Origin of the sequence: Xanthomonas sp. D-109 (genome assembly GCF_017746095.1) — a bacterium.
In the GTDB taxonomy this organism is placed as follows: Bacteria; Pseudomonadota; Gammaproteobacteria; order Xanthomonadales; family Xanthomonadaceae; genus Xanthomonas_A; species Xanthomonas_A sacchari.
In genome coordinates this window covers 295,643-318,534 of sequence record NZ_JAGHWV010000008.1, presented here as the reverse complement: position 1 = coordinate 318,534, position 22,892 = coordinate 295,643, and the positions used below count along the sequence as shown (strand labels likewise).

Annotated in this window: 14 protein-coding genes; 9 read left to right on the top strand and 5 right to left on the bottom strand. The window is 68.8% G+C overall.

Annotation, left to right across the window (positions count from 1 at the left end; translation table 11 throughout):
• Positions 1-52: 52 nt before the first annotated feature.
• The gene (locus J7357_RS09500) at positions 53-994 is read right to left on the bottom strand and encodes an alpha/beta hydrolase (RefSeq protein WP_209245990.1); all 942 of its coding nucleotides are present in this window, start codon (positions 992-994) and stop codon (positions 53-55) included.
• A 315-nt stretch (positions 995-1,309) separates the two neighbouring features.
• Entirely contained in the window at positions 1,310-2,218 is a 909-nt protein-coding gene (gene bla / locus J7357_RS09495; protein WP_209245930.1) for a class A beta-lactamase, read from the bottom strand.
• Positions 2,219-2,316: 98 nt separating this feature from the next.
• Here bla and J7357_RS09490 point away from each other — a divergent pair, with 98 nt between their 5' ends.
• Together J7357_RS09490 and J7357_RS09485 are read left to right on the top strand one after the other, a co-directional pair.
• Positions 2,317-3,195 (top strand): LysR substrate-binding domain-containing protein, encoded by an 879-nt coding sequence (locus J7357_RS09490; protein ID WP_209245929.1) that lies wholly within the window; start codon positions 2,317-2,319, stop codon positions 3,193-3,195.
• Positions 3,196-3,401: 206 nt separating this feature from the next.
• Entirely contained in the window at positions 3,402-3,692 is a 291-nt protein-coding gene (locus tag J7357_RS09485; protein WP_043085650.1) for a hypothetical protein, read from the top strand.
• 276 nt (positions 3,693-3,968) lie between these two features.
• On the opposite strand, the gene J7357_RS09480 is transcribed toward J7357_RS09485, so the two are convergent.
• The gene (locus J7357_RS09480) at positions 3,969-4,490 is read right to left on the bottom strand and encodes a YcxB family protein (protein ID WP_209245928.1); all 522 of its coding nucleotides are present in this window, start codon (positions 4,488-4,490) and stop codon (positions 3,969-3,971) included.
• 145 nt (positions 4,491-4,635) lie between these two features.
• Positions 4,636-6,492 (bottom strand): ABC-F family ATP-binding cassette domain-containing protein, encoded by a 1,857-nt coding sequence (locus J7357_RS09475; RefSeq protein WP_209245927.1) that lies wholly within the window; start codon positions 6,490-6,492, stop codon positions 4,636-4,638.
• 254 nt (positions 6,493-6,746) lie between these two features.
• On the opposite strand from J7357_RS09475, the gene J7357_RS09470 reads away from it, so the two are divergent.
• The 4 genes from J7357_RS09470 to J7357_RS09455 all read left to right on the top strand — a co-directional run bounded on the left by J7357_RS09470 (position 6,747) and on the right by J7357_RS09455 (position 15,946).
• Positions 6,747-9,137 (top strand): TonB-dependent receptor, encoded by a 2,391-nt coding sequence (locus tag J7357_RS09470; protein WP_209245926.1) that lies wholly within the window; start codon positions 6,747-6,749, stop codon positions 9,135-9,137.
• Positions 9,138-9,348: 211 nt separating this feature from the next.
• On the top strand, positions 9,349-11,742 hold the full coding sequence (locus tag J7357_RS09465) for a TonB-dependent receptor (RefSeq protein ID WP_209245925.1): 2,394 nt from the start codon (positions 9,349-9,351) through the stop codon (positions 11,740-11,742).
• A gap of 580 nt (positions 11,743-12,322) precedes the next feature.
• Positions 12,323-14,707 (top strand): TonB-dependent receptor, encoded by a 2,385-nt coding sequence (locus J7357_RS09460; protein WP_209245924.1) that lies wholly within the window; start codon positions 12,323-12,325, stop codon positions 14,705-14,707.
• Between the two features lie 807 nt (positions 14,708-15,514).
• Positions 15,515-15,946 (top strand): hypothetical protein, encoded by a 432-nt coding sequence (locus J7357_RS09455; protein ID WP_010344340.1) that lies wholly within the window; start codon positions 15,515-15,517, stop codon positions 15,944-15,946.
• Here J7357_RS09455 and J7357_RS09450 read toward each other — a convergent pair.
• Complete coding sequence (locus J7357_RS09450) at positions 15,936-17,450, bottom strand: MASE1 domain-containing protein (RefSeq protein WP_209245923.1); 1,515 nt, start codon at positions 17,448-17,450, stop codon at positions 15,936-15,938. The genes J7357_RS09455 and J7357_RS09450 overlap by 11 nt on opposite strands.
• Positions 17,451-17,873: 423 nt before the next feature.
• Here J7357_RS09450 and ybaL point away from each other — a divergent pair, with 423 nt between their 5' ends.
• The 3 genes from ybaL to J7357_RS09435 all read left to right on the top strand — a co-directional run bounded on the left by ybaL (position 17,874) and on the right by J7357_RS09435 (position 22,649).
• Positions 17,874-19,553 (top strand): YbaL family putative K(+) efflux transporter, encoded by a 1,680-nt coding sequence (gene ybaL, locus J7357_RS09445; protein ID WP_209245922.1) that lies wholly within the window; start codon positions 17,874-17,876, stop codon positions 19,551-19,553.
• Positions 19,554-19,759: 206 nt separating this feature from the next.
• The gene (locus J7357_RS09440) at positions 19,760-20,491 is read left to right on the top strand and encodes an aldolase/citrate lyase family protein (protein WP_209245921.1); all 732 of its coding nucleotides are present in this window, start codon (positions 19,760-19,762) and stop codon (positions 20,489-20,491) included.
• 79 nt (positions 20,492-20,570) lie between these two features.
• Complete coding sequence (locus J7357_RS09435) at positions 20,571-22,649, top strand: TonB-dependent siderophore receptor (RefSeq protein ID WP_209245989.1); 2,079 nt, start codon at positions 20,571-20,573, stop codon at positions 22,647-22,649.
• Positions 22,650-22,892: the final 243 nt, after the last annotated feature.

The window sequence follows — 22,892 nt, the reverse complement described above, 5'->3', positions numbered from 1 at the left end:
AAAGCACAATCCGCGCGCTGACACGCTCTTGCCAATCCCGAATCCCGAATCCCTAATCCCGGCTCTCAAGCACCCCGATCGTCCGCAGCCAGGTCTCCACCAGCTGCGGCCACTGTGCGATCGGCAGATTCTTGGCGCGCAGGCCGAAGGCGTGGCCGCCCTGGGCGTAGATATGCATTTCCGTCGGCACGTCGGCGTGGTTGAGCGCGACGTAGTACGCCAGCACCTGCGAGACGCCGTCCACGTGGTCGTCCTGAGCCTGCAGCAGGAAGGTCGGCGGGGTGTCGGCGACGACGCGGATGTCCGGACGCAACGCCAGATCGGTGGGATTGCGGGTGTCGTCGTCCTCGTCCTCGTGCACCCACAGATGGCCGGGATACACGGCGATGGCGAAGTCCGGGCGGCAGCTCACGCGGTCGGCGGCATCCACCAGCGGATAGGTGCGCTGGGCGAAATGCGTACTGGTCGCGGCGACCAGGTGGCCGCCGGCGGAAAAGCCCATCACCCCGATCTTGTGCGGGTCCACGCCCCAGGTGGCGGCCTGCTGGCGCACCAGGCCCAGCGTGCGCTGTGCGTCCTGCAGCGCGGTCTGCACCTTGGGGTAGTAGCGCCGGTCGTTGACCCAGGTCGGCCCGGAGTTCGGCACGCGGTACTTCAGCAGCACGCAGGTGATGCCGCGCGAGACCAGCCAGTCGCAGATCTCCGTGCCCTCCAGGTCCATCGCCAGCATCTGGTAGCCGCCGCCGGGAAACACCACCACCGCGGCGCCGGTGTTGTGGCCCTGCGCCGGGTACACGGTCATGGTCGGCCGGCTGACGTCGTGGATGGCAGGCCACCACGGCTTGCCCGGGCCGGGACCGGCCGTTTCCGGCTTCGGGTGCGGCAACGCATCCGGCACCGCGCCGGGCCAGATCGGCACCTGCACGTGGCCCGGTGTGGGTTCCCAGACCCGCGCCTGCGCGGCGTGGGCAGACAGACCGAGGGCGATGGCCAACGAACAGCACACGAATCGACGCATGGGACGCTCCGAACAGGATGGGGAATGGAAGGGACCGCACGATAAGTGAGCACGGCCGCGGTGGCCGTAGCCGTTGGTACAACGCAGGCGATCGCACGCGGCATCGGCACGACGGCGCCGCCGATGATCGCGAGCAGCGGCTCGTGCGAATGGCTGTTGTCCCGCTTGTGGAATCAGCCGCGACGGACCTTCGCGGTAAAGCCTGCCGCGGCCGAAGCCGCGCCTACGGGAGATCGACCTGCATCCGGCGCGATTGCGGCGAGCGCAGGCGATACAGCGCGCACAACGCGCCTAGCCAGTACGCAGTGCCTGCGCGGGCAGCGACGCCACCACCGCCTGCGCCACCGCCTTCAGCGCCGCATCGCGTCCGGCGCTGTCGACCGTGGCGCCGTTGAGATACGCGGTGAGCAGCAGCGGCGTGGCCCGCCCCGGCGCCCACACGATGGCGATGTCGTTGCGGGTATCGGCGCCGTTGCTGCCGGTCTTGTCGCCGATCCGCCAGCCCGCCGGCAGGCCGGCCCGCAGGCAGTCGTTGCCGGTGCGGTTGTCGCGCATCCAGTCGATCAGGCGCTGCCGCGAGACCGGCTGCAGCACCTGCCCGAGCAACAAGGCACGCATCGTCGCGGCCATCGCCGCCGGCGTGGTGGTGTCGCGCGGATCGCCGGCGACGAAGTCGTTCATACCCGGCTCGTTGCGGTCCAGTTGGGTCTGCGCATCGCCCAGCGCACGCAGGAAGCGGGTCACCCCTGGCGGGTCGCCGACCAGCGGCAGCAGCAGGTTGGCCGCGGTGTTGTCGCTGTAGATCATCGCCGCGCGGCACAGCTCGGCCACGCTGAGGGTGCCGCCGACATGGCGCTCGGACACCGGCGCATTCGCCAGCAGATCCGCCTTGCGCACCGGCAGGCGCCGCTCCAGGGACAGCGCGCCACGGTCGACCTGCTGCAGCACCGCTCCCGCCAATAGAAATTTGAAGGTACTGCACAGCGGGAAACGCTCGTCCTGGCGCTGTCCGCCCAGCGTCGCACCGCTGCCGTCGAGCAGGCTCACGCCGAGCCGGCCGCCGCTGCCGCGCTCGATGTCAGCCAGGCGCTGCTGCAGCGTCTGCGCGGGATTTTTTGCAGTTTTTGCCTGTCCTCCAGCCACCGCCAGCAGGCTCGCGCCCATGCCCACGCCCTGCAGGAACCGTCGTCTCGTCAGCATCGTCCACCTCCGTCGGGAGCCAGGATGATGGCCGCATTGACCCACCCCCACCAGCGAGGTTATTCAATCGCACCCATGAGCCGAATTGATACCTGGCGATGATCCGTCCGCACCTGCCGCTGAACGCCCTGCGCGCCTTCGAGGCCGCGGCGCGGCACCAGAACCTGACCCGCGCCGCGGCCGAGCTGTGCGTGACCCAGGCCGCGCTCAGCCACCAGATCAAGCATCTGGAATCGCGCCTGGGCGTGGTGCTGTTCCAGCGCCTGCCGCGCGGTGTGGCCCTGACCGACGAGGGCCTGCGCCTGCATCCGGTGCTGACCGAGGCCTTCGACCGCATCGCCGGGACGCTGCAGCGCTTCGCCGGCGGCCGCTACCGCGAGACGCTGAGCGTGGGCGTGGTCGGCACCTTCGCGGTGGGCTGGCTGCTGCCGCGGCTGGACGCCTTCCACGCCGCGCATCCGGATATCGAACTGCGCGTGTACACCCACAACAACCGGGTCGACCTGGCCGGCGAAGGCCTGGACCTGGCGATCCGTTTCGGCGATGGCGACTGGCAGGGGCAGCACGCCACGCCGATCCTGGACGCCCCGTTCGCGCCGGTGTGCGCGCCGGCGCTGGCGCCGCTGCTGCGCACGCCCGCCGACCTCGCCAGGACCACCCTGCTGCGCTCCTATCGGCTGGACGAATGGCCGCGCTGGCTGCAGGCCGCCGGTGCCCCCGAGGTGCAGGCGGGCGGCCCCATCTGCGATGCCTCGCTGACCCTGGCCAGCATCGCCGCAGCCGGCCACGGCGTAGCCCTGCTGCCACTGCGCCTGTTCGCCCAGGATCTGGATGCCGGGCGGTTGGTCTGTCCGTTCACCACCCGCATCGACCTGGGCCGCTACTGGCTGACCCGGCTGCGCTCGCGCGCGGAAAACGACGCCGCCCGGCGCCTGCGCGCGTGGCTGCTGGCCGCTCAGGCCGCCCCGGCCGACTGAGCGGCACCGCTGCCGCCGCAGTGGGCGCCGGTAGGGCTTGGGCACACGCCGGCACGCACCTTGCTTCGCCTACCAGCACGGCCTGACAGCAATGTGAAGAATTTGTGCACTGCCGCTTGGCGGCCGGGCAGCCCCGAAATATGATCCTGGTCGCAGTCGCACTGTGCGCCGGGGATGGCGCTTACCGTTTCGGGGGAAACATGCTGATGAACCGTGCTGTCCTGACCGCCCGTCCGGGCCTGGTCTCGCGTGACGTCGTGCTGGCAGCCGTCCTGGGCTGCCTGTGTGTGCTGCATCTGGCCTACTTCCTGCGCGGCGGCGCCAGCGAATGGCATTGGGCGCTCAGCGCCGCCGGTCTGGCGCTGATGGCGCTCAAGGCCGGCCTGCGACCGACGCCGACCGCCCGCCCCTCGCTGCAGAGCCTGCGCTCGCGCACGCCGCTGGACTGGGCGGCGATCGCCGGCGGCCTGCTGGTCGTGGCCAGCGCCGCGGCCTGAGCCGCGCCAAGAAGCGATTGAAGCCCCTCTCCCACCGGGAGAGGGGTTGGGGTGAGGGTACGCCGGCACGCACGGCCGGCTACTCTGACTCCCCAGGCACCCGCACCCTCATCCGCCCCTTCGGGGCACCTTCTCCCGCCGGGAGAAGGAACTGGCTCGACGGGAATCATCCGAGTTCGGCGGCGACACCATCGCCGAGCCGCATCCGCGCCAACAGACCCGGCCCGAACATCCACCTCTCCCGTCTCTCCACGCCCGACCTGCCGGCGGCGCCCGCTACACGGCGCGCTTGCCGCCGTAGGTGCCCACCTGCGCCGCCACCACTTGCCGGAACGCCTCGCGCTGCGCGGCATCGGCGAACCAGGACGTCGGCACCAGGTCGAACAGGATGTCGTTCTGGTACAGCATCAGCACCTGCGGATTCTCGCGACAGCGCACGTAGTCGCGCCAGGAACGACGCACGTGGCCATCCGCCCAGGTGACCTCCAGGCCGGCTTCGTCCCAGCGATAGGTGAGGCGATGCCGCAACGCCGCCTGTTGCGCATACAGGCGCCGGACCTTGCGCGGCATCGTCCATGCCGACTGGATGGTCTGGCCGATCAAGCCACCGCCACCGGCGCCGGCCAGCACGATGCCGAGCATGGCCATGCCGGAGCCATGCCGGGCGAAGGCGAACAGCGTCAATCCGCTCAGCAGCAACGCCGCCATCGCCACCAGCACGCGCCGCACGGCGCGCCGTTGATGCAGCCGCTGGGCGATCAGATAGTCCTCCAGCGTGATGTTGCCGCTGATCGTCATGCTGCTCCTCCCGCTATCATCCACCGGCCAGAGCGGGAGCGTGCCACGCGCGGCAGGGCCGGCGCAAAGCCGCCGGCAGGCGCGCTGCGCGGCCTTTCACCGCGGCGTCGGTCTACCTGCCAGCAAGGCAGGCCCACGGCGCGCCTCAGCCGTCGATCAACTCCATCCACGCCTGCTCGGCCTGGGCCAGCTCGCGCGCGGCGGTCTCGCGCTCGCGGCCCAGCACCGCCATCTTCTCCGCATCGGCGTAGAGCTTGGGATCGGCGAGCTGGCGATCGAGCTCGGCCAGCGCCGCTTCCAGCTCGCCCACACGCTTCTCCGCGGCGGCCAGCTTGTGCGGGTTCGGCGGCTTCTTCGCCGGCAGCGGCTTGACCGGCGGCGGCGGGGTCGGCGCGGCCTCGGCCAGTTTCTGCTTGGTGCCCTGTGCGGCCGGGCGGGTGCGCAACCAGGCCGCGTAGGCGTCGAGGTCGCCATCGAACGGCTCCACCACGCCATCGGCCACGCGCCAGAAGGTGTCGCAGACCAGGCCGATCAGGTGGCGGTCGTGCGAGACCATCACGATCGCGCCCTCGAAATCGCTCAGGGCCTCGGCCAGCGCCTCGCGCATTTCCAGGTCGAGGTGGTTGGTCGGTTCGTCTAGCAGCAGCACGTTGGGCTGCTGCCAGGCGATCAGCGCCAGCGCCAGGCGCGCGCGCTCGCCGCCGGAGAAGCCGTCGACCGGCTCGAACGCGCGGTCGCCGGGGAAATTCCACTTGCCGAGGAAATCGCGGAACGCCTGGTTGCTGGCGTCCTTGTCGATCTCGCGCATGTGGTCCATCGGCGACTGGCCCTCGTGCAGCGACTCCACCGTGTGCTGGGCGAAGTACCCGATGCGCAGGTCCGGATGCGCCATGCGCTCGCCGGCGATCGGCGGCAGTTCGCCGACCAGGGTCTTGACCAGGGTGGTCTTGCCGGCGCCGTTGGGGCCGAGCAGGCCGATGCGCTGGCCCGCCTCCAGGCCGAAGCCGACGTTGCGCAGAATCACCGCGTCGGCGCCATAACCGGCCTCGGCGTGGTTGAGGCGGATCAGCGAGAACGGCAGCTTGGCCGGCGGCGACAGTTCGATGCGGAACTCGCGCTCGGCGCGCACCGCCTCGGTGCCGGCCAGCTTCTCCAGCCGCTTCATCCGGCTCTGCGCCTGCGCCGCCTTGGAGGCCTTGGCCTTGAAGCGGTCGATGAAGCTCTGCAGGTGGGCGCGCTCGGCCTGTTCCTTCTCGTGCGCGATCTGCTGCTGGCGCAGTTGCTCGGCGCGCTGGCGCTCGAAATCGGTGTAGCCGCCGGTGTACAGCTTGGCGCCGCCGTTGTGCAGATGCAGGGTGTGGGTGGCGACGTTGTCGAGGAACTCGCGGTCGTGCGAGATCAGCAGCAGCGTGCCCGGATACTTCAGCAGCCACTGCTCCAGCCAGTACACCGCGTCCAGGTCGAGGTGGTTGGTCGGTTCGTCGAGCAGCAGCAGGTCGCTGGGCATCATCAGCGCGCGCGCCAGGTTCAGGCGCACGCGCCAGCCGCCGGAGAACGAGGACACCGCGCGGTGATGGGTCTCGGCCGGGAAGCCGAGGCCGTGCAGCAGCTTGCCGGCACGCGCATCGGCGTCGTAGGCGCCCATCTCGGCCATCTTGGTATGCGCGGCGGCCACCGCCTCCCAGTCCTCGCGCGCGGTCGCCTCGGCCTCTTCGGCCAGCACCGCGGCCACCGCGGTGTCGCCGCCGAGCACGAAGCTCAGCGCCGGGTCCGGCAGCGACGGAGTTTCCTGGGCGACGCTGGCGATGCGCACCTTGCCGGGCAGGTCGACATCGCCCTTGTCCGCCTCCAGTTCGCCCTTCACCGCCGCGAACAGGCTGGACTTGCCGGCCCCGTTGCGGCCGACCACGCCCACCCGGTAGCCGGCATGCAGGGTGAGGTCGACATTGGACAGCAACAGCCGCTCGCCGCGGCGCAAGGCGAAATTACGTAGGGAAATCAAGGCAGGGCACTCGGCTAGCGAGGCGGAAGTGTAGCCGCTTCGCCCGCCCCGGCCCACCCGGGGCGGCGACGCGGCGCGGTCCGGGGCTGTCCCCCGGGCACCGCAAAAACCCGACCCAGGTCCGCATTTGTATACGCGCCCGCGTGAAAAACGGATTTCAATCCGATGGCAACCGCTGCACCGCAGCATTCACCCGCCTCAATGGAAATCGCCAGACCCACGCCACTCCCACCAGCCACTGGAGTCTCCGCCCGATGACGCAACGCCGCCTCCCCCTCGTCAGTGCCGTCCTGCTCGCGCTCGCCTCCGCCAACAGCCTTGCCCAGTCCCAGCAGGCGCCGACCACGCTGGACAACGTCATCGTCACCGGCACCCGCATCGCCGACCGCACGGTGGCCGAATCGCAATCGCCGATCGACATCATCGCGCCCGAGGCGCTGCAGGCCACCGGTGCCAGCGACCTCGCCAGCGCCCTCGGCAAGCTGCTGCCGTCGCTGAACTTCCCGCGCCCGGCGATCAACGACGGCAACGACGCGCTGCGCCCGGCGACCCTGCGCGGCCTGTCGCCGGACGCGGTGCTGGTACTGCTGGACGGCAAGCGCTACCACACCACCTCGCTGGTCAACTACAACCCGTCGGTCGGGCGCGGCTCGGCGCCGGCCGACCTCAACTCGATCCCGATGTCGGCGATCGCGCGCATCGAGGTGCTGCGCGACGGCGCGTCGGCGCAATACGGCTCCGACGCCATCGCCGGCGTCATCAACATCGTGCTCAAGCACGGCGCCAAGCCCGGCAGCAACAGCGTTTCCGTCAGCGGCGGCATCATGGACAAGGGCGACGGCGCGCAGAACGGCATCGACGGCTCCTACGGGCTGGCCTTCGGCGGTGCGCCGGGCGGCGAGGCGCCGGGCTGGGTGCGGGTGTCGTGGAACTACCTCAACGCGATGAACACCAACCGCGCCGAGAACACCGACAAGGCCACCACCCTGGCCGGGGCCGCCAACCCCAGCGGCGTTCCCTACGAGCGCTACGGCGACCCGGCGCTGAAGACCTATCAGGGGCTGGTCAATTTCGGCTATGCGCTCACCCCGCACGTCGACCTGTACGGCTACGCCAACTTCAGCCGCCGCGAGGTGCTGTCCAACGGCTACTACCGCGCCTGGGACAACAGCGACCGCAACGTGCAGGCGGTCTACCCCAACGGCTTCCTGCCGCAGATCTACAACCCGTCCAACGACCGCGCCGCGGTGCTCGGCGTCAAGGGCAGCACCGACAACGGCTGGACCTGGGACGTCTCCGCCGACTACGGCAAGAACGACGTCACCTTCGACCTGCGCAACACCATCAACACCAACCTGTACTGGAGCACCGGCGCCTCGCCGACCCGCTTCAACGCCGGCAGCTTCCGCAACGAGCAGAACGCGCTCAACGCCGACTTCAGCAAGTCCCTGGACTGGGGCCTGGCCTATCCGGTCAACCTCGCCTTCGGCGCCGAGTACCGGCAGGACAAGTACGCCGTGGTGGCCGGCTCGCCCACCTCCATCTACTTCGATCCGAACGCCATCAACCCCGAGACCGGCGCGCCCTACCCGGGCGGCTCGCAGGTGTTTCCCGGCCTGGCGCCCTCGGTGGCCGGGCAGTTCCAGCGCCACAGCAAGGCGGTGTACGCCGACCTGGAAGCGGACCTGAGCGAGCGCCTGTCCGGCGGCGTGGCCGCGCGCTACGAGGACTACAGCGATGCCGGCACCACCCGCTCGGGCAAGCTGTCGGCGCGCTACCAGCTCAACGACGCCTTCGCCGTGCGCGGCACGATCTCCAACGGCTTCCGCGCGCCCTCGCTGGCGCAACAGAACTACGCCTCGGTGGTGACCCTGCCGGTGGACGGCGTGCTCAGCCAGATCGGCACCTACCGCACCTCCGACCCGGTGGCCATCGCGCTCGGCGCCAAGCCGCTGGCGCCGGAGAAATCCACCAACTACAGCATCGGCGCGGTCTGGCAGCCCGGCGGCGGCTTCAATTCCACCCTGGACCTGTACCAGATCCGCATCTGGGACCAGATCCTGTATTCGGACCAGATCTCGTTGGCCGTGCCGATCGGCCAGGTCAGCGCCGCGCAGTTCTTCGTCAACGGCGCCACCACGCGCACCCGCGGCGTGGACTGGGTGAGCAACTACCTGCTCGACCTCGACCGCGCCGGCGCGCTCAACCTCAGCTTCAGCGCCAACTACAACAAGATCGAGATCCTGGAGATCTCCGATCCGAACTTCGGCCGCGCCAGCCAGGGCCTGCTGACCGACGCCACGCCGCGCACCAAGTACGTGCTCAGCGGCGACTGGACCCTGGCCGGCTGGACCCTGCACGGCGACGCCACCCGCTACGGCGCCATCACCCGCCGCGGCGACGATGCCGACGGCAGCCAGGACCAGGCGTTCGCGGCGCGCTGGCTGCTCAACCTGTCCACCAGCTACGCCTGGCGCGACCTCACCTTCACTGTCGGCGCCGACAACGTCACCAACCAGTATCCGACCCGGACTGCGCTCAACAACATCTACGACGACCGTCCCAACGGCCTGCAGTACTCGCCGCTGTCGCCATTCGGCTTCAACGGGCGCTACTGGTACGGGCGGGTGAGCTACCGCTTCTGAGAAGGCCGGGGACCGTGGCGTGGCCGCAGGGGCGCGGCCACGCAGCGGAGCGGAGCGGGCGACTTAGAACGTAAAAGAATAAGAACATGCGCTTGCATCCTGCGACGCAGCACGCATGTTAAAAAATAATAAGCCGCCCCTGGGACGCGGCCTGCCTGGCCATGCCGGCCGCCGCGCCCCGCCTGCCGTTTCGGCACCTGCTGGAGTTTCCATGAACCGTCCGTTGTCGCTGCTGGCGAGCGCCGTGCTCGCCGCCCTCGCCACTCCCTCCGTCTTCGCCCAGACCGCGCCCGACGCGTCCGCCGCGCCCAGCACACTGGACACGGTGATCGTCACCGGCACCCGGGTCAGCGACCGCACCGTCGCCGAGTCGCAATCGCCGATCGACATTATCACCCCGGAGGCGCTGCAGGCCACCGGCACCTCGGAACTGGCCACCGCGCTGTCGCGCGCGCTGCCCTCGCTGAACTTCCCGCGCCCGGCGCTGACCGACGGCACCAGCGGCATCCGCCCGGCGCAGCTGCGCGGGCTCTCGCCCGACCAGGTGCTGGTGCTGGTCAACGGCAAGCGCCGCCACACCTCGGCGATGATCAACGTCAACGGCACCATCGGCCGCGGTTCCTCGGCGGTGGATCTCAACGCGATCCCGATCGCCGCGATCGAGCGGGTGGAGGTGCTGCGCGACGGCGCCTCGGCGCAGTACGGCTCCGACGCCATCGCCGGCGTGGTCAACATCGTGCTCAAGGGCGCCAGCGAAGGCGGCAGCCTGGCGGTGGAGCACGGCCAGTACTCGGCCGGCGACGGCGCCAAGTCGCAGCTCTCCGGCGACACCGGCGTCGGCTTCGGCGACGGCCGCGGCAGCCTGCACGTGGCCGGGCAGATCAGCCAGCAGGACGCCACCAACCGCGCCGGTCCCTACCAGGGCACCGCACCGAACACCGGCAACTATCCCGGCATCGGCCAGACCACCTTCGTCTACGGCGATCCCAAGGTCGACGCCACCGCGGTCTCGGCCAACGGCGAGTTCCGCTTCAGCGACCACCTGACCGGCTATGCCACCGCGATCGCCAGCAACCGCGACATCACCTCGTTCGCGTTCTACCGCTCGCGCAACCACAACGGCCAGACCGCGCTGCTGGCGCAGGTCTACCCGGACGGCTACGTGCCGCAGATCGAGCAGTACTCCAAGGACCGCTCGCTGGTCGCCGGCCTGAAGGGCAGCACCGCCGGCGGCTTCGCCTGGGACATCAGCTACAACTACGGCTACAACAAGGTCGACTTCCACACCGCCAACAGCATCAACTACAGCCTCGGCGTCGACAGCCCGCGTCGCTTCTACGACGGCGCGCTGGAGTACACCCAGAACGCGGTCAACGCCGACTTCACCCAGCCGCTGGAGTGGGGCCTGGCCTATCCGGTGACGCTGTCCTTCGGCGCCGAATACCGCCAGGAGAAGTGGAACCAGTCGCCGGGCGAGCTGGCCTCGTACACCGGCACCACCGGCGGCGCGCAGGGCTTCGCCGGTTTCGCGCCGCTCAACGCGGTGCATTCGGACCGCCACAACTACGCGGTGTACGCGGGCCTGGAAGCCGACCTCACCGACAAGTTCTCCGCCGGCCTCACCGGCCGCTACGAGGACTACTCGGACTTCGGCAGCAAGACCTCCGGCAAGCTGTCGGCGCGCTACGCGTTCACCGACAAGGTGGCGCTGCGCGGCACCGTCGCCAGCGGCTTCCGTGCGCCGTCGCTGGCGCAGCAGCAGTACCAGGCGGTGACCAGCAGCTACATCAACGGCAGCTTCTTCGAATCCGGCACCTTCCCGGTCAACAGCGCCGTGGCCCAGGCGCTGGGCGCGGCGCCGCTGAAGGCCGAGACCTCGCTGTCCTACAGCCTGGGCCTGGTGCTGCAGCCGGTCGAGCGCCTGTACCTGACCGTGGACGCGTACCAGATCGAGATCGACGACCGCATCCTGCTCTCGTCCAACCTCAACGACGCGGCGGTGCTGGCCAAGCTGCGCCAGCTCGGCTACAGCAACGTCACCAGCGTGCGCTACTTCAGCAACGCCGCCGACACCCGCACCCGCGGCGTCGACGTGGTCGGCACCTACAGCATCCCGTTCGCGGCCAGCACGCTGGACCTCACCGCCAGCTACGGCTACAGCAAGACCGAGATCACCCATGCCGTCACCCAGCCGCAGGCGCTGGCTGCCATCGGCTCGACCCAGACCACGCTGGGCCGCGACGAGATCGGACGCCTGGAAGACAGCTACCCGAAGGACAAGCTGATCCTCAGCGGCACCTGGAAACTGCCGAAGTGGGACCTGAGCCTGGCCGCGACCCGCTACGGCGAGTTCACCGTACGCAATTCGGCCACCGCCGCCCGCGACCAGACCTACGGGGCGGACTGGGTGGTCGACGCCTCGGCCAGCTTCAAGCCGAGCACCAACTGGACGCTGACGCTGGGCGCGGACAACGTGTTCGACCAATACCCGGACAAGACCGCCAACCTGATCAACTCCACCTACGGCATGCTGCCGTACAGCAACTACTCGCCGTACGGCTTCAACGGCGCCTACGTGTACGGGCGGATCAATTACCGCTGGTGATCGCGAGACCAGGCGCGCTGATTGCGCCTGCGCCGAGCATGACGACGGCCCGGGTTTCCCGGGCCGTTGTTTTTGGGGCCGGGATTGGGGATTGGGGATTCGGGATTGGCGATTTATCGGTGTGCGACGTGTTCGCCTGCCTAGGTTTTTTTGTGGGAGCGGCTTCAGCCGCGACGCCTGATCGATGAAGCGTCGAAACTGACGGCATGGCTGAAACGACCAACCACGCGATGGCCACCACCGACAGCAGCACCGCCGGCCAATCCACACGAAGACGCCCGCAGCCCGCAGCCCGCAGCGTCAAGCAAGACACGCACCCCATCCCGCGCAGGCACAGCGCATGCACCGCGCCGTCGCGCGCGACCCGCATTTTGTCTACAACCCCAGCAAATCCGCGGATGCGCGCTCCCGCAACGCCTGCAGCGGTGGTTGCAACTGCAACCTCCGCATCGCACTTAACGGAACATTGACACTCCTGACATCCGCCGGTAATCCCTAGGGAGCGTCGCCGCATCCGCCAGGGGCAAGGGGAGCGCGCATGCAGCGACGCCTTCCCCCCACTACTGGAGCCGCCTCCCTCATGACGCGCACGCTCACTCCGCTCGCCCACGCCGTCGCCCTGTGCCTGGCGACGTCCGCCGTTTCCGTCCATGCGCAGAACGCCGGCAATGCGCAAACGCTGGACACCGTCATCGTCACCGGCACGCGCGTGGCCGACCGCACCGTGGCCGAATCGGCGTCGCCGATCGACATCATCTCGCCGGAAACCTTGCAGTCCACCGGCACCACCGAACTGGCCACCGCGCTGTCGCGCGCGGTGCCGTCGCTGAACTTCCCACGCCCGGCGATCACCGACGGTTCCGATGCGGTGCGCCCGGCGCAACTGCGCGGGCTTTCGCCGGACCAGGTGCTGGTGCTGGTCAACGGCAAGCGCTACCACACCACCGCCTTGGTCAACCTCAACGGCGCGCAGGGCCGCGGCTCGTCGCCGGCCGATCTCAACACCATTCCGATCGCCGCGGTCGAACGCATCGAAGTGCTGCGCGACGGCGCCTCGGCGCAATACGGCTCCGACGCCATCGCCGGCGTCATCAACATCGTGCTCAAGGGCAGCGGCAGCGGCGGCAGCCTCGCCGGGCGCTACGGCAAGTACAGCGCCGGCGACGGCGAGCAGTACCAGCTCTCCGGCGATGCCGGGCTCACCTTCGCCGAGACCGGCAGCGTGCATTTCGCCGCGCAGGCCGGACACCAGGACCAGACCGACCGCGCCACGCCCTACCAGGGCCAGGTGCAACAGCGCTACGGCGACCCCGACGTCGACCAGGGCGCGTTCTCCTACAACGGTCAGTACAGCCCGGCCGACTACATCACCTTCTATTCCTACGCGATGCTCAGCCGCCGCGAGGTGCTGTCCAACGGCTACTTCCGCTGGTCCGGCGACAACCGCAACCGCCCGGAGATCTACCCGGACGGCTTCCTGCCGCAGATCTACAACGTCAGCAAGGACGTGTCCTGGGTCGGCGGGGTCAAGTCCAGCACCGCCGGCGGCCTGGCCATCGACCTCAGCTACAACTACGGCCGCAACGACCTGAGCTTCGACGTGCGCCACAGCCTCAACAACAGCCTGGGCCTGGCCAGCCCCACCGAGTTCTATGCCGGCGCGCTGCAGGTCACCCAGAACGTGCTCAACGCCGACTTCAGCAAATCGCTGGAGGTCGGCCTGGCCTACCCGCTCACCCTGGCCTTCGGCGCCGAGTGGCGCGGCGAGAAGTTCAACGAATCGCCGGGCGAGCCGGCGTCCTACGTCAACGGCGGCATCCCCTCGGCCAACGGCACCCTGCTGCCGGGCGCGCAGGTGTTCGCCGGCTTCAAGCCCAGCGATTCCGGCCACTACGACCGCAACAGCTACTCGGCCTATCTGGACCTGGAAGGCGACATCACCGACAAGTTCTCCGCCGGCCTGGCCGGACGCTACGAGAACTACAGCGACTTCGGCGACACCGCCACCGGCAAGCTGTCGCTGCGCTATGCCTTCAGCCCGAAGGTCGCGTTGCGCGCCACCGTCTCCACCGGCTTCCGTGCGCCCTCGCTGCAGCAGCAGTATTTCCAGTCGGTCGCCACCAACTTCATCAACGTCGCCCAGCCCGACGGCAGAATCGCCGCCACGCCGTTCGAGATCGGCACCTTCCGCACCGACAACCCGGCGGCGATCGCGCTCGGCGCCGAACCGCTGAAGGCCGAAAAATCCAAGAACTACGGCCTGGGCCTGGTGCTGCAGCCGGTGGACGCGCTGTACATCACCCTCGACGCCTATCGCATCGACATCGACGACCGCATCGTGCTCTCGGAGAATCTCACCTCCACGGCGGTACGCAACTACCTGCAGGGCAACGGCTACGCCGGCATCGGCGGCGGCCGCTACTTCACCAACGCCATCGACACCAAGACCCAGGGCGTGGACGCGATCGGCACCTACAAGATCGCGCTGCCAGCCAGCAGCCTCGATCTCACCGCCGGCTACAACTACAACAAGACCGACATCGAGAAGATCGCCGGCAATCCTGCGGTGCTGGAAGCGATCGACCCGACCGCGGTACGCATCGGCCGCGCCGAGATCGGCCGCATCACCCGCGGTTCGCCGCGCGACAAGTTCTTCCTGAGCAGCGTGTGGTCGCCCGGCGCCTGGGCCTTCACCGCCACCGCCACGCGCTGGGGCGAATTCACCGACTTCGGCACCACGCCCGCCGCCGATCAGACCTATGCGGCCAAGTGGACCCTGGACCTGTCGGCGGCCTACACGCTGGGCCGCTGGCGCGTCACCGTCGGCGGCGACAACGTGCTCAACGAGTACCCCGACCGTTCGCGCGCAGGCGCCGGCACCCGCACCTATCTGCCGTACAGTACCTCCTCGCCGTTCGGCTTCAATGGCGCGTTCGCCTACGCCAACGTCAACTACAGCTGGTGATGCATGTGCGGCGGCGGTGTCCCTGGGGCACCGCCGCCGCATTCTCTACCGGCAGTCTCTATACCGCACCCCCGCCACGTCCGCATCGCTGACGTGCGGCATCGCCACGCTGCAGGAATCGGATGCGTGCCCGCGCAGCAGCGACGGAGTGTCGACAAGGCCTGCGCGTGCCGGCCTTGTCGATGTCGCAGGGAAAAGCGACGCACTGCGGCAGTCAACCGCTCTCCGCACACGGCGGCCGCGAGGCGCCGTCCCAGCGCCATGGGCAGCGACGCAGACGCGTCAAGCCTTCGTCGCGAGATCCAAGCGCATCGGGCTGCCGCATTGCGGTCGCCATACCGTGTGCGGTAACGGGATGACGATGTGCCGATACGGCACTCTCCCCAGCGTATTCAAGAACCGTCATGCGACAGCGCAATAGATTTACTCGCGCTGCAACTCGCGCCCGATAGATAGAGACACTCGATACCCCACGTCGGCGTCCATCATTGCAACGGCGGGCAGCGAAATACGCTGCCACTGTGCCGCGACGCTGTGCCTGCAATAAATGGCATGGAAACTGCAATGCAGTCCACGCCCGACATCCCGGCACTGCCGGAGGGTCGACGCGATGTTGCGTGACCTGGGGCCATACCTGAGCAAGCCGATGCGGCGCATTTTGTGGAAATCATTCCGCATAAATAAGCGTGAGCCGCATCACAAGTATGAATCGATTGGTTATTTGTCAACAGTCGCCTGTTGCGATTCGCGTAATGTGGAATCGCCTGAACGGCAGGCAAAAAATCCCTTATGGGGAAGGATCTGATTATGTGGAAAACTTCCAAATTCGCGACGCTTTCGGGCATCGCGCTTTGCTCTGCGCTGGCGTTCAATGCCTCGGCGCAGAGTTGCTGCCCGGGCGGCGGTGTCGGCACGCCGATCGCAATCCGCGGCCTGGGCGAAAGCGCCCCGGCGGCGACCAACCTGTCCACCAACGCGTCGGCACGCATCTACCAGTTCGAGCGTAATGGCGTGACCTACCTGCAGATCAACGACGCCACCGGCCAGGTGCGCGGCGCGATCGGCCGTGTCGGCGACACCGCCTGGGTGACGCCCATGGGTCAGGACGTGGATCGGGTGAGCACCGTCGACACCTTCGACAGCAGCCGCGGCACCGTGGTCTACGATGCGCGCTACTTCACCGTGCAGCTGGCCAGCAGCGCCAACGGCGACGTCTGGACCGTGACCATCAAGAAGTAACCGGCTTTTGCAGGGGCTCTGAGATCAGGAAACTGATCTTTCGCTCATGACGGCGCCGGCAGGTGCCGTCATGAGCCTTCAACCGGCTCGCCAGCTCCCAGTCCATCTCGTCGGCGCTGTGCTGCTTGCGGCCGCTGCCCGGCATGGTCGTATCGGCTTCCAGCGTCACCACCACGCCGCGCTTGCCGCGCGCCGACCAGACCCGCGCCGTGATCGTGTGCCGGCCCGCGTCGGGCAGGATTTCCATGGCGTTGAGCACGCACCGGTACGCCGCCAGTTGCAGGCCAATCGACAGCCGCCGCGTATCGCCGTGCAGGCGTGCCTCGACCTCGGTCTCGCAGGCATTGGCGAAGGCGATGGAGTTCAGCGCGCCGTACAGGCCGTGGGTTTCGATATCCAGCGGATACAGTGCAGCAACGTAATCGTCCAGCAATTGCGCCTGGATCACCCCGGTGCGATTCATTTCCATCGCCGCGGCGTAGTGGCCGTGCTCCTTCAGCGTGGTGGCGATGTCGCGGCGCAGCTTGTTGATATGCACGTGGATGTCGGTGTACTCGATCACCCGGTTGCGCAGGGTGCGTTCGGCCGACATGTAGCTGGCTTGGGCGACCTGCAGCGCCTCCCTTTCGGCAAAGCCGAAGCGTTGCACTTGATCGAAGGCAACGGACAACTTGGCGCCGAGGGAAGCAAGTGCGGTCACCGCAAAGGCGACCAACAATTGCACCTGCAATGAGTCCGCATCGTAGGCACCGGCATAATTGGTCTTCGGCATGGACATGGCCACCGCGAAGTTGGCCATCACCACGCCGATCGCGGCGCCTCGCCAGGCATGCTTGAAGGTCAGCCAGACGGCCGGCGCGATCATGAGAACCAGGAGGAACTGGCGCAGGACGCCCTCCACCTGCATCGCGACGCCGAACAGGACGCCCATCAGCAGCGCGGCGACGCCTGCGCTGTGCAGAACCGTCCTTCGCGTAGCTGCATCCCCCTCCGCTCGCCTGACCCACAGGAGCGCGGGGAAGACGAACATGACGATACCCAGATAGAAACCGATCCAGAACTTCAGCGTGTTTTCCAGATTGATGTAGGCCGCAGGCCCACCCAGCAGCCAGTTGACGCCCTTGTTGACGAGCACCGCCCACAACGCCGCGCACAGGCAGATCAGCGGCAGCCAGCTCTGCTCGACCCGGAAATCCGGAAGATTGCGCCGGACCATCCAGGGCAGCAGCGCGAAGGCGGGCATCAGCAGGAACGAACTGCCGTACACCCAGACCGGATTTGCGCCGTCGGCATCGATCATCGGCACGCGCATGCTCAACAGCGCCGCCGCATCTCCCAGAAATACGTAGGGCCAGAGCCGATACGGGAGAAACAGCAGTGCCGCCGTGCGCAGTCCGATCGGCAGGAACCACTGATCCAGAGAGCAGTGCCACACGGCCAGATAAGCCGCGCAGTACAAGGCGCTCAGGAGGATTCCTTTAGCGAAAGTCTTCAGTCTAGCCATGCCCCTGTCCCGGCAGGACACCAATGCGCGCAAACATACACCACGGCATGGGCCGAAACAGTAGACAGATAACGTCCACCATGCGCTGTAATGTCTTTCCTGACAGGGAGTTGCGTGCGGGCACGGTTCGCTGCGACCTCCATCCCAGTCGTGCTGTCGGGGAGCGACATTTCGAACCGTGTTGCGGCACCGCCGACGCAGCCAATTGCGCGATGATCTTGGCACGCCCGCCATGTCGGTCCCCGGCCGGCGCGACCGGAGCGACCGGTTCCACCGCCTGCGCCAGACGCGATTGAGTGGATCCGGGCAGCGCCACCCCGAGCGCCTGCCGACCCCCGTGTCGCCGCTGCGCCCCGCCCCACCGATTTGCCGACAAAAGCCCCGATCGGCGACACTCCACGCTTCCTTGTTCTGCGATCCTGAATGCATCACGACACCAGTCTCATCGACATCATCGCGGTCGGGCTCGCGCTCGCCTTCCTCCTCGGCACGCTCGCCCATCGCCTCAAGCTCTCGCCGCTGGTCGGCTACCTGGTGGCGGGCATCTGCGTGGGACCGTTCACGCCGGGCTTCGTCGCCGACCAGGCCCTGGCCAACCAGTTGTCGGAACTGGGGGTGATGCTGCTGATGTTCGGGGTGGGGCTGCACTTCTCGCTCGAAGACCTGATGGAAGTGAAGTGGATCGCGATCCCCGGCGCGCTGGCGCAGATCGCGGTCGCCACCCTGCTCGGCTGGGGGCTGGCCTGGAGCATGGGCTGGCCGACCCTGCACGGCCTGGTGTTCGGCCTGGCGCTGTCGGTGGCCAGTACCGTGGTGCTGCTGCGGGCAATGGAGGAACGGCGCCTGCTGGAAACCCTGCGCGGGCGCATCGCGGTCGGCTGGCTGATCGTGGAGGACCTGGTGATGGTGCTGGCGCTGGTGCTGCTGCCGGCGCTGGCCGACGCGCTCGGCGGCAAGGGCGCCGACACCGGTGCGATCCTCGGCGCGCTCGGCGTCACCCTGCTGAAGATGGCCGCGTTCGTGACGGTGATGCTGGTGGTCGGCCGCCGCGCCATCCCATGGGCACTGGAGAAGGTCGCCGCGACCGGCTCGCGCGAACTGTTCACCCTGTCGGTGCTGGCGATCGCGCTGGGCGTGGCGTTCGGCTCGGCGACGCTGTTCGGGGTGTCGTTCGCGCTGGGCGCGTTCTTCGCTGGCATGCTGCTGAAGGAATCGGAGTTGAGCCACAAGGCCGCCAGCGACTCGCTGCCGCTGCGCGACGCCTTCGCGGTGCTGTTCTTCGTCTCGGTGGGCATGCTGTTCGACCCGCACATCCTGGTCGAGCATCCCTGGCAGGTGCTGGCCACTTTCCTGACCATCACCGTCGGCAAGTCGCTGGCCGCGTTCGTGATCGTGCGGGCGTTCGGCCACCCCACCGGCATCGCCCTGACCATTTCCACCAGCCTGGCCCAGATCGGCGAGTTCTCCTTCATCCTCGCCGGCCTGGGCGTGAGCCTGGCGATCCTGCCCGAGACCGGCCGCGACCTGATCCTGGCCGGCGCGCTGCTGTCGATCATCGCCAACCCGCTGCTGTTCAGCTGGCTGGACCGCTGGCAGGCGCGCCAGGCGGTGGAGGCGCCGGTAACGGTGGAACCGGAGCTGCCGCCGGGTCCGTCGCTGGATCTGGTCGACCACGCCATCGTGATCGGCTACGGCCGGGTCGGCAGCGCGCTGGCAGCGGTGCTGCGCGAGCGCGGCGTGCCGGTGCTGGTGATCGACGACAACCGCGACCATGTCGAACGCGCCCACGCCGACGGCATCCCCGGCATCCGCGGCAGTGCCGCCGCCGACCGGGTGCTGGCCGAGGCGCATCCGGAGAAGGCCAAGATCGCGATCCTGGCGATCCCGCAGCCGCTGGAGGCCGGCGAGGCCCTGGCCAAACTGCGCGCGCTGAACCCGGCGCTGACCCTGCTGGCGCGCGCGCACAGCGATGCCGAGGTCAAGCACCTGCTCGACCACGGCGCCGACGGCACGGTGATGGCCGAGCGCGAGCTGGCCTATTCGCTGGCGGAAATGGTGATGGCGACGCCGCCGTATCGGGGGATGCGCGCCGTCGCGCGCTGAGCGCGCGGCGGCCGGGATTGGGGATTTGGGATTGGGGATTCGCAAAAGCAACGCTGCTTCGCGAAGCCACTCGCCGAGGGAGAAAGCGCGGTAGCTCACAGAAACCGTCTACGGCGGCCGGGAGCGCCCGCAGCGAATCTTCTTGATAAGCATTCTCGTTTGCGGCAGGATTGCGCTCCCTTCCCCAGTTCCGCTCGCCCTCCCCCATGGCCTGCAAGATCGGGTTGCTCAACTCCGTGCCCAGTGCCCTGCTGTGCGAGATGTTCGGGCATGTCGGCTACGACTTCGCGGTGCTGGACCTGGAACACGTGCTGCGCTCGCCGGCCGAGCTGGAACACGCCATCCGCGCCTGCGAGCTGGGCGGCTGCGAGCCCTGGGTGCGCGTCCCCGAGGTCGACGCCAAGCTGATCGGCAGGGTGCTCGACGCCGGCGCCCGCGGCGTGGTCCTGGCCGGGCTGGACAGCGCCGAACAGGCCGAGCGCGCGGTCGCCGCCGCGCACTTCCCGCCGCACGGCCGCCGCGGCATCACCGGTGGCCGCGTCACCGGCTTCGGCAGCGTGGCCCTGGCCGACTACATCGCCCGCAGCCGTGAGCGCCTGCGCGTGATCCCGATGATCGAAAGCGCCGCCGGCGTGCGCGCGTTGCCGGAGATCCTGCAGGTGCGCGGCGTGTCGCTGGTGATGGAAGGCGCGTTGGACCTGGCGCTGGACCTGGGCCTCGGCCCGCAGCCCACCCACCCGCAGGTCTGGGAGCAGTTGCTGGCGATCGACGCGGCCTGCCGCGCCGCCGGCATTCCCTTCTGCCCCAATCCGCGCGACGCCGCGCAGCGCGCGCACTGGCTGGCACAGCCAGATCTGCAGTGGCTGTTCGCCGGCGAGGACCGCGCGCTGTTGCAGGCCGCATTGCGCCAGCGCGCGGCCGACCTGCGCAGCCCCTGACCGTTTTCGTGCCTCTGGAGTCGTCGTCTTGATCGCTTCGCTTTCCCCTTCGCTGCTGGCCGTCGCCCTCGCCGCCGCCATGCTCGCCCCCTCCAGCGCGCGCGCCGAGGACACCCCGCCCGACACCGACGCACAGGCGCGGATCCGCCAGCTCGACGCGGTGCAGGTGCAGGGCAGCCTGCTTGGCCGCTCCACCGTCGAGGACGTGCAGCACTACGCCGGCAGCCGCCAGGTGATCGACAACGCGCAACTGCGCAGCGGCGCCAACCGCTCGCTGGACGACGCGCTGCAGAAGGTGCCGGGCATCAAGGTGTTCGACGAGACCGGCACCGGCGCGCTGCCGCAGATCATGCTGCGCGGCCTGTACGAGAGCCGCAGCGGCCGCGTGCAGGTGCTGGAGGACGGCATTCCGCTGGCGCTGGCGCCGTACGGGCAGACCAGCCTGTCGCTGTTCCCGGTCGGCCTGAACCAGGTCGACCGCATCGACATCGTGCGCGGTGGCGCCGCGGTGCAGTACGGCCCCAACAACGTCGGCGGCGTGATCAACCTGATCAGCCCGGACATCCCCACCACCTGGACCACCACGCTGGGCCAGAAGGTCACCGCCGGCGGCGCCGGGCATTACCTGGGCGACACCGCGATCAGCACCGGCGGCTACGCCAGCGACACGTTCGGCCTGCAACTGGACGCCAACTGGACCAAGGGCGACTACTGGCGCGAGCACAGCGCCACCGACATCAAGAACCTGCGCCTGCGCGCGGAATGGTGGCTGGCGCCGGACAAGCTGCTCAAGGCCAGCGTGCAGCGCTACGTCGCCGACATGGACATGGCCGGCGCCTTGTCCGTCGCCGACTACCTGCGCGATCCGCGCCAGTCGACGCGGCCGCTGGATGCATTCACCGGCCGCACCACCCGCGCCTCGCTGGTCTACCAGCAGGACTTCGGCGACGTGGGGCCGTTCCAGGACCTGCGCCTGGACTGGAGCAATTTCAGCGCGCGCAGCAGCCGCAACTTCATCGTCGGCATGCGTTCGGCGGCCAGCGAGACCTGGCGCCCCGACCTGCCGCCGCAACTGCGGCAGAGCGCGCCGCGCGATTTCCGCGTCTATGGCAGCGAGCCGCGGCTGAGCTGGACGATGGGCGACGGCGCGGTACGCCAGCAGTGGACGCTGGGCGCGCGCGCGATCAACGAAGACATCGACTTCCTGGTCGGCAACACCCGCCTCAGCGATGGCCTGTACACCCTGGTGCGCGACTGGCGCTTCAAGGACCGCGGCGCGGCGGCCTACGTGAGCGACGCGATTTCCCTGGCCGACGGCCGCGTCACCGTGACCCCCGGCCTGCGCTACGAGCAGGTCGATTCGCGCTACTACAACCTGGCCAGCGGCGTGCGCACCCGCAACAAGACCGACGACGTGCTGCCCGGTCTGACCCTGGGCTTCCAGGCCACTCCGCAGTGGTACCTGTACGCCGACGGGCAGCGCTCGCTGCGCGCGCCGCAGGTCACCCAGATCATCTTCGGCGACAACCTCGACGCCGAACTTGCCTGGAACTACGAGGCCGGCGCGCGCTACCAGCCCAACGAGCGCACCCGCGTGCAGTTCGGCGGCTACCTGATCGACTTCGACCAGCAGATCCAGCTCGACAACACCACGCGCACCTATCGCAACCTCGGCAAGACCCGCCACCAGGGCGGCGAAGTGGAAGTGCAGTGGAGCCCGGCGCAACTGCGCGCGCTGACCCTCAACGCCGGCTATGCCTACCTGGACGCACGGCAGGAATCGGGCGTGTACGACGGCAATCGCGTGCCCTACACCTCGCGCAACCAACTCACCCTCGGCGCGTCGTACCGGCCCGAATCCGGTCATACCACCGTCGCCGTTTCCAGCTATTACTTCAGCCGTGCCTTCAGCGATGCGGCCAACACCGTGCAGGAGAACGCGATCGCCTCGGTCGGCGAACTGCCGGCCTACTGGGTGTGGAACGCGCAGCTGAGCCAGGTGCTCAGCGAAGGCGCCAGCGGCAAGCTCAGCGCGTCGCTGGCGGTGAACAACCTGTTCGATCGCAAGTACTGGTACCGCGGCATCGACACCAGCCCCTGGGGCCGGCAGCCGGCGCCGGGCCGCAGCGTCACCGTCGACCTCGAGTACACGTTCTGATCCATCCCGGCGTCGGACGACGACGCCGGACGCCGCACCACCGCGCGCCAGCACGGCGCGCCGCCGCCCGCGGGAGACGCGGGCCAGTGCAACGGACGCAGCCGCGTCCTTCCCTACCCAGCGCGCGCCCGATGCGATGCGCCAGGCAACCACGCGACCCTGCCGCAGCCGCGGCGCATGCCTCCCGTATCCGCCTGCGCGCGGCCGCGCCGGCGGCGTGCGTGCGCCTGCGCCCGACGAGAC